Below are 12,220 nucleotides of genomic sequence, written 5' to 3'. Positions count from 1 at the left end.
TTATCCCTCCTTTTTCTTTTCTCCTTTTTCTAACTGTTCCATCAATGCTTGAACAACTTTTTCTCCATCATGGAACACTCCTTCATCGCGCAAGCAAAGGAAATTTTTAGCTACGACTTGGCAATGCTCTTCTTTTAATGCGCAAGGATCATGTCGCACTTGAACTAAATACTCATCATAGCGCTGAGCATTCATTTTTTCCAAAGGAATCGTTTCGACATTCACCAAAACCGTATCAATAAAGCGATGATGTAAATGGCGATGCAAAATCTTCACATGATCGGCATCACTAAATTCTTCGGTTTCTCCTTTTTGCGTCATAATATTACAAATATATACTTTTTGCGCTGAAGTTTCAATGATTGCTTTACCAATTTCTGGAATCATTAAATTGGGTAAAATACTCGTGAACAAACTTCCTGGTCCCATTACAATCATGTCAGCGTTCATAATTTCTTCCACTACATGCGGACAAGGTTCTGGTAATTCATCTTTTTGATCTTTTGTTACATGAATTTCATGAATTGTTTGACGACGTTTTGTAATCGTAGTTTCTCCAGAAAGAATCGTTTGATCTTCAAAAACAGCATGTAAGGTCAAACTTTCATCGGCTGCAGGATAAACTTTCCCGGTAATATTTAACAAACGAGATAATGTTTGAACGGCTTGATAAATTCCACCTTCCATATCATTTAGTGCCGCAATAATTAAATTTCCTAGTGCATGATTTTCTAGTCCATTTTCAAAACGATATTGGAAAATATCCGTCCATTCTTTTTCCACATTACTTAAAGCAACAAGAACATTGCGCAAATCTCCTGGTGGAGCCATTTCCATCATTTTACGTAATTTCCCACTACTTCCTCCATCATCCGCTACCGTTACAATGGCTGTTAATTCACAATCTTGTTTCTTTAGTTCTTTTAAAATCACAGGTAAGCCTGTTCCGCCACCAATGACGACAATTTTCTTTTTCGTTTCTTCCATCCTCTTTATCCCTTAATCAATTAATTTATCTCGATGACTAGTATTGACAATATACCCTTCTTCTTTAAAGTCATGACTTAGGCGTTCAGTAATAGCTACAGATCGATGATGTCCTCCTGTACAGCCAATCGCAATCGTAACACTTTTCTTCCCTTCCTCTTGATATCCAGGAATGGCTGTATCTAATAAAGATTTCAATTTCTCATAAAATTCTTCAGTTTCTGGGAAACTCATCACGTAGTCATATACCTCTGCATCTTCCCCAGTTTTATCACGTAAACGATCAATATAATATGGATTTGGTAAAAAACGAACGTCCATGACTACATCGGCATCAATGGGGATCCCATGTTTAAATCCAAAACTCATCAATTGTAGATGGAAAGGATTATCGGTCGCATTTTGATAAATTTCTAAAATCTTTTCTTTTAATTCTCGAGCACTAAGATGAGAAGTATCAATTACAACTTGCGCTTCTTCATGTAAGCGATAAAGCATTTCTTTTTCTTTTTGAATTCCCTCTAAAATACGTCCATCTTGAGCTAATGGATGGTTACGTCTTGTTTCTTTATAACGAGAAACTAATTCTTCTTCACTGGCATCTAAAAAAAGAATACTAAAGTCTAGACTATCCATATTTTGTGCTTTTTCTAGCATTTCTTCACTTTCTTTAAAGAAGCTACGTGAACGTAAATCTACCACCATCGCAATTTTTTTAATGGCACCATTTTCACGAACCACTTCTAAAAACTTGGTAAATAAGCCAGGAGGCATATTATCAATGCAAAAATAGCCCATATCCTCAAAACATTGCATTGCTACAGTTTTACCTGCTCCACTCATTCCTGTGATAATCACTAATTTTAATTTATCTTCCATTGTTTCGTTCCTTCCATAATTTCTTTAAATATTGACCCGTGTAACTCTCCTTACATTGAGCTACTTCTTTTGGCGTTCCTGTCGCAATGACTTGCCCACCTTTTACGCCACCTTCTGGTCCTAGATCAATAATATAATCCGCACATTGAATTACATCTAAGTTATGTTCAATCACTAACACGGTATTTCCATTATCTACAAGTCTTTGTAAAATGTCTAGTAATCGTTTGACATCATCTGGATGTAACCCGGTAGTAGGTTCATCTAAAATGTAAAGGTAATTTCCGGTATTTTTCTTTTGTAATTCACTAGCCAATTTAATACGTTGCGCTTCTCCACCAGAAAGTGTTGTTGCAGGCTGTCCCAATGTAATATAATCTAACCCTACATCCATTAACGTCTGTAATTTTCGTTCAATTTTTGGAATTGCGGCAAAAAATTCTACGGCTTCTGCTACCGTCATATCTAATACTTCTGCAATGGTTTTTCCACGATATTTGACTTCTAGTGTTTCAGAATTATAGCGAGTTCCTTTACATACTTCACAAGGAACATAGACATCAGGTAAAAAGTGCATTTCAATTTTTAAAATGCCATCCCCTTTACAATACTCACAACGTCCTCCTTTGACATTAAAGCTAAAGCGCCCTTTTTGATAGCCACGAGCTTTTGCTTCTTTCGTTTGAGCAAATAACTCTCGAATATCATCAAAAACTGAAGTATAAGTAGCTGGATTACTGCGTGGAGTTCTACCAATAGGGCTTTGGTCAATATCAATAATTTTTTCAATTTGTTCTACCCCAAGGATTTCTTCATGACGTCCTGGCTTTTCAGTTTTGATTCCCATTTTTTGCCATAAACCACGTTTTAAAATTTGATTCACTAATGTACTCTTTCCAGAACCTGAAACACCAGTCACAGCCGTAAAGGTATGCAATGGAAAATGAACTTCAATATTTTGTAGGTTATTTTCTTTTGCTCCACGGACAATAATTTCACCTTGATCTAATGGTCGTGTTTCTTCTCGTGGTAAAATTTGTTTCTTTTGTGATAAATATTGTCCCGTAATCGAATGAGGTTCTTTGATTAAATCTTCAACTGAACCAGTCACAATAATTTCTCCTCCATTTTTTCCTGCTTTTGGTCCAATTTCTACAATGTAATCTGCTGCTCGAATGGTATCTTCATCATGTTCTACAACAATTAATGTATTTCCTAATTGTTGCATCGCGCGTAAAGAAGATAATAAACGATCATTATCTCGTTGATGTAGACCAATGGAAGGTTCATCCAACACATATAGCACTCCTGAAAGATTCGCTCCAATCTGAGTGGCTAAACGAATACGCTGAGATTCTCCTCCAGAAAGACTTCCTGCGGTTCGATTCAGTGTTAAATAATCTAAGCCTACATTTTGTAAAAATTGTAAACGACTCTGAATTTCTTTTTGGATGGGTGCCGCAATTTGTTGATGGACAGAGTCAAATTCTAATTGAGAAAAGAATTGTAATGCTTCTTCTACCGATAAAGCGGTCACTTCACCAATATTTTTTCCACCAATATGAACACTTAATGCTTGATCATTCAAGCGATATCCATGACAGTGAGGACAAGGTAGTGCTTGAATATAATCTTTTAATTGTTCACGAACCGTATCACTACTTGTTTCATTATAACGACGCCAAACATTAGGCACGACTCCTTCAAAAGTCACTTCTGCTGTTCTCATTTCTCCTGTGAATTCATTTTTTCTTTCAAAACGAATTTTTTCTTTTTTCTTATCTCCATATAATAGAAGTTCTCTTTGTTTTTTCTTCAATTTTTTGAAAGGAACATCCATCGGGATTGAAAACTTCTCACAAGCTGCAGTCAATAAATCACGATAATAGTTAGAACTTTTCGGTTGCCAAGGAGCTAAAGCACCTTCTTCTAAAGTTAAACCATCATCAGGAATCACTGCCTCTAAATCTACTTCTAATTTTCTTCCTAATCCATCACATTGAGGACAAGCACCATAAGGAGAATTGAAACTAAATAAGGTTGGTGTCAATTCTTCAACTGTAAATCCACATTTTGCACAAGCATAATTTTCATTATAAGTATGAGGTTCTTTTTCTTTATTTTTTAAAACTTCAATTCTACCATCTGCTAATTGCCCTGCTAATTCTAAACTTTCGTAAAGACGCGTTTGAATTCCTTTTTTCATCACTAAACGGTCAATGACGATGGATAAAGAATGCTCTTTGTTTGGATCAACACCAGCAAATTCATCTCCTAAGACCATCTCTTCATCAATATAAAAGCGCAAGTATCCTTCTTTTTTCCAACGTTCGACAATCGCTTTTAAATCTCCATTTTCTTTTTGTACAATCGGAGCTAAAATCTGAATTTTGGTTCCTTCTTCCCATTGCATAATTTCTTCTGTAATTTCAGATAGTGATTGAGCAATGATTGGAATATGGTCATGAGGACAATAGGGAACCCCCACACGGCTATATAACAAACGTAAATAATCATAAATTTCTGTCACCGTTCCGACGGTTGAACGAGGATTATGGTTTGTCGTTTTTTGTTCAATCGCAATCGCTGGGCTCAACCCATCAATTTGATCCACTTCTGCTTTATCCATTTGTCCCAAAAATTGACGAGCATAAGTGGATAAACTTTCGACATATCGACGTTTTCCTTCGGCATAAATCGTATCAAACGCTAACGAACTTTTCCCCGAACCAGAAAGACCTGTAAATACTACAAACTGATCTTTGGGAATATCTACAGAGACATCTTTTAAATTATGCGTCTTTGCGCCACGTACTTTTAACCATTTATTTGTTTCCAATTTCTTTTTGCACCTCTTTTAATAAATCTCTCAATTCCGCTGCTTGTTCAAAATCCAACTGCTCTGCTGCTTTTTTCATTTCTTGTTCAATGTGTTGAGCATAAGATTTCTTTTCACGAATCGTCATGACAGATAAATCTAATACTTCTTCTTTTTCTTTCTTTTGTTCAATAGTAATTTCTTCTGGAATTTCTTTAATAATCGTTTTTGGTGTAATTCCATGTTCTTTATTATACGCTTCTTGAATGGAACGACGACGTTCTGTTTCATAGATGGCTTTTTTCATTGATGGTGTGATTTTATCTGCATACATAATGACCTCTCCATGAGCATTTCGAGCTGCTCGACCAATCGTTTGAATTAAAGATCGTTCATTACGTAAAAATCCTTCTTTATCTGCATCCATAATTGCTACTAAAGAAACTTCGGGCACATCAATTCCTTCTCGCAATAAGTTAATTCCAACTAAAACATCAAACTTTCCTAAGCGCAAATCACGTAATAGGCGGCTTCGCTCTAATGTTTTAATATCACTATGCATGTAGCGAACACGGACATCTAGTTCTCGTAAATAGTCTGTCAAATCTTCCGCCATTTTTTTCGTCAAGGTAGTGACAAAAACACGTTCTTTTTTCTTTACTCGTTGACGAATTTCCCCTAATAAATCTTCCATTTGTCCTTTCGTTGGACGAACTTCAATTTTTGGATCTAGTAATCCTGTAGGACGAATAATTTGTTCTACAATTTTATCGGTTTTTCCTAGTTCATAGTCTCCAGGGGTGGCAGAAATATAAATCACCTCAGGTACTTTTTTTTCAAATTCTTCTAAGGATAAAGGTCGGTTTTCTGCAGCACTTGGTAAGCGGAATCCATATTCGGCTAAACGATTTTTTCTTGATAAATCCCCTTTCACCATTCCTGAAAGCTGAGGTACGGTTGCATGAGATTCATCAATAAATGTTAAAAATTGATCAGGGAAAAAATCTAATAAGGTAAAAGGTGGATTTCCTTCTTTTCTGCCATCAAAGTAACGCGCATAGTTTTCAATTCCACTCGTATATCCCATTTCTTTTAACATTTCTAAATCATATTCTGTTCGTTGTTGTAGACGTTCTTTTTCCAGAGGCTTGCCTTCTTTTTCAAAAAATTCTAAGCGCTCTTCTAGCTCTTTTTCAATTCCAGCAATCGCACTTTGTAGTCGCTCTTCATCACTTAAAAAGTGCGTTGCAGGAAAAATCGCAATATGTTTTAGTGATTTTTCAACATGACCAGTTAGCACATCAAAAAGATAAATTCCTTCCAATTCATCTCCAAAAAATTCTAAACGAACTCCCTTATTTTCATAGTTTGCCGGAATAATTTCGACTAAATCACCACGAACGCGGAAGGTTCCCCGTTGGAAATTGATATCATTTCGTTCATAGTGGCGTTCCACAAAAGCATGCAATAATTCTTGACGATCCCATTCTGACCCCACACGTAAGGATAATACTCGTTTTTTATATTCTTCTGGATTTCCTAATCCATAAATGGCAGAAACCGAAGAAACGATAATGACATCTTCTCGCTCTAATAGCGCGTTGGTTGCAGAGTGGCGAAGACGATCAATATCTGCATTACGACTCGCATCTTTTTCAATATAAGTATCGCTAATCGGATTATAGGATTCTGGTTGATAATAATCATAGTAGCTAACAAAATATTCTACGGCATTATGAGGAAAAAATTCTTTTAACTCATTGTACAATTGTCCAGCTAATGTTTTATTATGAGCAATCACTAACGTAGGTTGGTTCACCTGAGCAATAACATTTGCCATGGTGAACGTTTTTCCTGTTCCTGTTGCCCCTAATAAAATTTGTTCATGACTTCCTTCTTCTACTCCTTGTACTAATTGATGAATTGCTTTTTCTTGGTCGCCACTCGGTTGATATTTTGATACTAACTCAAATTTTGCCATCTCTATTCCTCCTTTATCGTTTTCTTCTCACATTCTTTTTACTTTTTTTCAGTTTACTATTTTCTATTCTCATTCATCATACTATAATAAATGGATGGTGCCTATTTATAGGAATTATTTTTTAGTCGAAAGAGGGAATTACCATGTCAACAAATCCTTTAAAACTCGCTGAACGCGGAGCTATCATTAGTATTGTTACCTATACGTTCATCGCCGGATTGAAGATCTTTATTGGTCGCTTCACCTCATCTGAAGCCTTAAGTGCCGATGGATGGAATAACTTCACAGATATTTTAAGTAATATTTTTGTTCTCATTGGGTTAAAGCTTTCTAGTCGTCCTAAAGACAAAGGGCACCCTTATGGTCATTGGAAAATTGAAACCATTGCGAGTTTATTAACCTCTATTTTAATGATTGTCGTTGGGCTAAATGTCATTGGACCTGCAATTGAAAATCTTTTCCATCATAAAAATGAGACTCCAGATATTTATGCTTTTATTATCGGACTATTCTCTGCTCTTATTATGTATTTTGTTTATCGTTACAACAAAAAATTAGCTCAAAAAACAAAAAGTAATAGTTTGCTTGCAGTAGCGAAAGATAATTTGAGCGATGCTTATACTTCTATTGGTACAAGTATTGCCATTATCGCCTCTGTTTTCCATATGCCTTGGTTAGATACTACAGCTGCACTTATTATTGGTTTAATTATTTTAAAAACAGCGTTAGAAATTTTCTATCAAAGTGCTTTTTCTCTTTCTGATGGCTTTGATAATTGTCTTTTAAATCAATATAAATCTTTTATTTTAAAAATAGATGGTGTCGAAGGAGTACGCTCCTTACGTGGTCGAGAATATGGTAGTCATATCTTTTTAGATGTGGTGGTTTATATGAATCCACAATGGACCGTGGAACATAGCCATCAAGTTACTGAAATTATTGAAGAAAAATTAGCTCATCAATTTCATATTTATGATGTAGAAGTTCACGTTGAACCCACACCAAAAAAAGCTCCGCATTAAGCGAAGCTTTTTTCTTTTAATGATTACATTTTCCACAGTCACCATCACAACTACCATTCTTTTTCCATGAACGATAGGCAAAAATACTAATAACGACTAATAAAAAAATTATAATGAAATCTCCCATACGGCTTGTTCCTTTCTTTCTTTACGAATAATCAAATAAATAAGCACTAGACAAAGAGCAATCGCAATCCAACTCCATAATGTCCATTCTCCAGTTAAAAAGACACTTCCTAACTGATATACAATAAAACTAATCACATAAGCTAATCCACATTGGAAAAGAATAACATGAATAGCTAAGCGCATACTTCCTAATTCACGTTTCATCGCTCCAATGGCAGCAAAACAAGGAGCACAAATTAAATTAAACAATAAGAAAGAAAAGCCAGCTAGTGGAGTATAAACTTGACGTAAAATCGTCCATAATTCTTGTCCGTTATCTGTATTTACGGTTTGATGGTATAAAACTCCTAATGTATTTACTACATTTTCTTTTGCACTCAAGCCAACAAAGACAGCTACTGTAGCTTTCCAATCACCAAATCCTAATGGTGCAAAGATAAAGGCAATGGCTTTACCAATAATCGCTAAAATACTATCTTCTTCTGGTACCATTTGTCCCATAAAATTGAAATTACTTGTGAACCATAAAATCATACTGCATAGGAAAATGATGGTTCCTGCTTTTTTCACGAAGGCAGAACTATTATGCCAAGTTTGGCGCCATAAATTTTTAAAGGTTGGCCAGTGATAGACTGGTAATTCCATTAAAAAGACACTGCGGTCTTTTTGGAAATATTTTGTCTTTTTCAATAATAAACCAGATAGAATAATGACACCAAAGCAAATGAAATAAGTTAAAGGAGCAACAAAACTATTATTTGGGAAAAAGGCTCCAGCAACTAGACCAATAATTGCTAATTTGGCAGAACAAGGCATGAAAGTAGTTAAAGCAATCGTCATTTGTCGTTCTTTCTCATTTTCAATAGTACGACAAGACATAATCCCTGGCACTCCACATCCTGTTGAAATTAACATCGGAATAAAGGATTTCCCAGATAGCCCAATTTTGCGGAAGAAATAATCCAAAATATAGGCAATTCGAGCCATATATCCACAATCTTCTAAGAAAGCTAAACATAAGAAAAGCATAACCAATTGAGGTAAAAATCCAAGTACTGATCCAACCCCTGCCACAATTCCATCAATCACTAAACTTTGCAACCAAGGAGAAACCGACCATTGCTGGAATAAGTGATCCAGTCCATTAGGAATCCATTCTCCAAAGACTACATCATTCAACCAATCCGTCCCCATCGTACCAATGGTTTGAATCGATAAGAAATAAACAAACCAAATCACTAAAGCAAAAATAGGCAAAGCTAAAAAGCGATTGGTTACCAATCGATCTAGACGTTCACTCCAAATCGTTCCCTTTTCAGTTTGGTAAACACATTGTTTAACAATCTTTTCTACACAAGCATAACGCTCATTAATGATGATACTTACAATATCGTCCTTAAATAGCATTTCTAACATTTTAATAATGTCATCAATTTCTTTTTGCGTAGCATTGGATAATTCCAATCGGTCTTTGACTGTTTCATCTCGCTCTAGTAGTTTTAAAGCATACCAACGATAATAACGAGGATGTTCTACTTCTTCTTTTTGTAATAAAGTAATCACTTCTTGAATCGCTGCTTCTAAACGAGAATCATATTCCAAACGATTGGGCACTTGTTCTTCTTTCGCTGTTTTTTGGGCACAGATCATTAAGTGATCAATACCTTTCCCATTGACCGCATTAATATTTGTTACTGGTACTCCTAATAGATTGCTCAAACGATGATTATCTAATTGAACTCCTTCTTTTTTCATCGTATCTAACATATTAACCGCAATCGTCATCGGTAAATTCAAATCTATAAATTGTAAAGTGAGATATAAATTTCGTTCTAGATTCGAACCATCAATAATATTTAGTAATAAATCTGGTTTTTCATCAATAATGTAGTTTTGTGCCACCTTTTCTTCTGCTGTATAAGGCGACAAACTATAAATTCCTGGTAAGTCGATTAACTCAATTTCTTTATTTTTTTGGTAATAGCCTCGTTTTTGTTCTACGGTAACCCCAGGCCAATTTCCAACAAATTGATCACTACCAGTTAACAAGTTAAATAAACTTGTCTTTCCTGTATTTGGTTCTCCGACTAATGCGATTTTCATTGCTTTTCCCTCACTTTAATCTTTGTTGCTTCTTCTTTGCGCATGCTTAAAGTGTATCCACGCACTGAAATTTTTAATGGGTCACCAAAGGGAGCATGTCCCAATACTTTAACCTCTGTATTTTTTGTTAACCCCATATCTAATAAGCGGCGTTTGACCTTAGGTGTACCTAAAATATCTTCGATGTACACTTTTTGGTTTAAGGCCACATCTGTTAAATTCATATTCTCACTCCTAATTGATAATTAATTTCAATTATCAATCTAACATTTTTTAACTTAAAAGTAAATAAAAAACATAAAAGTTCCATATTAAAAATAGAAACCTTTATGTTTTTCTTTTAAATACTATAGTTATTGTTACTGTGAAACAAACTTCATAAAGTCATTTTTAAGCTAAATAATGCTCAATCGCTTGCCATGCTTCTTCTTTTCCTTGTTTTGTGACAGAAGAAAAGATAATAAAATCATCTTCTTTATCAAAATCAAGCGCTTTTTTGATCATACTTTCATGTTTGTTCCATTTTCCACGAGGGATTTTATCTGCTTTTGTTGCTACAACAATTACAGGAATATCATAATATTTTAAAAATTGATACATTTGGCAATCTTCTTTTGAAGGCTCATGACGAAAATCTACTAAGCTAACAACTGCTTCTAGTTCTTCTCTTTCTAATAGATATTCATCAATCATTTTCCCCCATTTTGCTCGTTCTTTTTTAGAAACTTTCGCATATCCATATCCTGGAACATCTACAAAGTAAAATTGATTTTCAATTAAATAAAAATTCAAAGTTTGTGTTTTTCCAGGTTTACTTGAAGTACGAGCTAAATTTTTTCTACCTAATAAAGTATTAATGAAAGAAGATTTTCCTACATTAGAGCGTCCTGCTAAAGCAATTTCCTTTAAATGAGTATCTGGATATTGTGCTTTAGAAACTGCACTCATAACAATTTCTGCCTGATTTACTTTCACAATCTTCTCCTATTTCTTTTGTTCATTTTCTACTGTGCCATCTTCTAAAATATAAGTTGCTGGCACCATATTTTCTACTCGTTCTGGTGTAATAATTACTTTTTTAATTTCTGGACGAGTAGAGATGTCATACATAACATCCATCATAATATTTTCCATGATGGAACGTAAACCACGTGCTCCGGTGTTACGCTCAATCGCTTGTTTTGCCACAGCACGTAAAGATGCTTCTTCAAACTCTAATTCTGCATCATCATAAGAAAGTAATTTTTGATATTGTTTTACTAATGCATTTTTAGGTTCGACTAAAATACGTACTAAATCATCTTCTGTTAATTTATCTAACGCTGCAGTAACTGGTAAACGACCGATAAATTCTGGAATCAAACCAAATTTCAATAAATCTTCAGGAATAATTTGTTGCATAATCGTTTCGTCATCTACTTTTGTATTTTGACTAGTACCAAAACCAATTACTTTTTCTCCTAAACGATTTTTCACAATATTTTCAATTCCATCAAATGCTCCACCAACAATGAATAAGATATTTGTTGTATCCATTGGAATATATTCTTGTTGTGGATGTTTTCTTCCTCCTTGAGGGGGAATATTCGCTACAGTACCTTCTAAAATTTTCAAGAGTGCTTGTTGTACTCCTTCTCCAGAAACATCACGAGTAATGGATGTACTTTCTGATTTACGCGCAATTTTATCGATTTCATCGACATAGATAATTCCATGCTCTGCACGTTCTAAGTCATAATCTGCTGCTTGTAATAATTTTAAAAGGATGTTTTCTACATCTTCTCCTACATATCCAGCTTCTGTTAAGCTTGTTGCATCTGCAATCGCAAAGGGAACATGTAAAGATTTAGCTAATGTTTGGGCTAAGAAGGTTTTCCCAGATCCTGTAGGACCAATAAAGCAAATGTTACTCTTTTGTAACTCTACATCATCATCGGCACCTTCAGAAAGATGTTTAATACGTTTGTAATGATTGTACACTGCTACTGCTAATACTTTTTTTGCTCGATCTTGTCCAATGACATATTGATCTAAATAAGCAATCATTTCATCAGGACGAGGCATTTCTTGTAAATTCAATTCTTCTTCATAATTACGCTCATCGGATAATACTTGTTCACACAAGTCGACACATTGATTACAAATAAAGACTCCTGGCCCTTGTAGAATTTTTTCTACACCATCTTCACCATATCCTTTACCACAAAATGAGCAACGTGTTCCTTGTTCTCCATTATCTTTCATCTTTCGACCTACTTTCTAGAAAGTCATTCTTTCTGATTCTTCTTCTATCATATCATT

Annotated in this window: 10 protein-coding genes; 1 reads left to right on the top strand and 9 read right to left on the bottom strand. The window is 34.8% G+C overall.

All coding sequences use genetic code 11. The features are described 5' to 3' along the window. Genes C683_RS01960 through uvrB form a run of 4 tightly spaced genes read right to left on the bottom strand, consistent with a single transcriptional unit; the run spans window position 1 to window position 6,665 of the window. Window positions 1–987, bottom strand: a complete 987-nt coding sequence (locus C683_RS01960) for a gluconeogenesis factor YvcK family protein (RefSeq protein ID WP_009488830.1) — start codon at window positions 985–987, stop codon at window positions 1–3. Between the two features lie 12 nt (window positions 988–999). Further along, a complete protein-coding gene (gene rapZ / locus C683_RS01955; protein ID WP_009488828.1) occupies window positions 1,000–1,866 on the bottom strand; it encodes an RNase adapter RapZ in 867 nt (288 codons plus the stop codon). Continuing rightward, window positions 1,856–4,705: an excinuclease ABC subunit UvrA gene (gene uvrA, locus C683_RS01950; protein WP_009488826.1), complete on the bottom strand. Its 2,850-nt coding sequence runs from the start codon at window positions 4,703–4,705 to the stop codon at window positions 1,856–1,858. The genes rapZ and uvrA overlap by 11 nt, the downstream gene beginning before the upstream one ends. Then, window positions 4,692–6,665: an excinuclease ABC subunit UvrB gene (gene uvrB / locus C683_RS01945; protein ID WP_009488824.1), complete on the bottom strand. Its 1,974-nt coding sequence runs from the start codon at window positions 6,663–6,665 to the stop codon at window positions 4,692–4,694. Before uvrB ends, uvrA begins: the two co-directional genes overlap by 14 nt. Before the next feature lie 143 nt (window positions 6,666–6,808). Between uvrB and C683_RS01940 the strand changes: the two genes are divergently transcribed. Next, complete coding sequence (locus C683_RS01940) at window positions 6,809–7,687, top strand: cation diffusion facilitator family transporter (protein WP_009488822.1); 879 nt, start codon at window positions 6,809–6,811, stop codon at window positions 7,685–7,687. 16 nt (window positions 7,688–7,703) lie between these two features. On the opposite strand, the gene C683_RS06720 is transcribed toward C683_RS01940, so the two are convergent. From C683_RS06720 to clpX, 5 genes are all read right to left on the bottom strand, one after another. Beyond that, a complete protein-coding gene (locus C683_RS06720) occupies window positions 7,704–7,814 on the bottom strand; it encodes a FeoB-associated Cys-rich membrane protein (RefSeq protein WP_083848934.1) in 111 nt (36 codons plus the stop codon). Beyond that, entirely contained in the window at window positions 7,796–9,919 is a 2,124-nt protein-coding gene (gene feoB, locus C683_RS01935; protein WP_009488820.1) for a ferrous iron transport protein B, read from the bottom strand. The genes C683_RS06720 and feoB overlap by 19 nt, the downstream gene beginning before the upstream one ends. Beyond that, the gene (locus tag C683_RS01930; RefSeq protein ID WP_009488818.1) at window positions 9,916–10,143 is read right to left on the bottom strand and encodes a FeoA family protein; all 228 of its coding nucleotides are present in this window, start codon (window positions 10,141–10,143) and stop codon (window positions 9,916–9,918) included. The genes feoB and C683_RS01930 overlap by 4 nt, the downstream gene beginning before the upstream one ends. Before the next feature lie 166 nt (window positions 10,144–10,309). Next, entirely contained in the window at window positions 10,310–10,894 is a 585-nt protein-coding gene (gene yihA, locus C683_RS01925; protein ID WP_009488816.1) for a ribosome biogenesis GTP-binding protein YihA/YsxC, read from the bottom strand. Between the two features lie 9 nt (window positions 10,895–10,903). After that, complete coding sequence (clpX, locus tag C683_RS01920; RefSeq protein ID WP_009488814.1) at window positions 10,904–12,163, bottom strand: ATP-dependent Clp protease ATP-binding subunit ClpX; 1,260 nt, start codon at window positions 12,161–12,163, stop codon at window positions 10,904–10,906. Window positions 12,164–12,220 lie beyond the last annotated feature (57 nt).

Origin of the sequence: Catellicoccus marimammalium M35/04/3, from assembly GCF_000313915.1 — a bacterium.
Lineage (GTDB): Bacteria > Bacillota > Bacilli > Lactobacillales > Catellicoccaceae > Catellicoccus > Catellicoccus marimammalium.
This window is presented reverse-complemented; position numbering and strand designations above follow the sequence as displayed.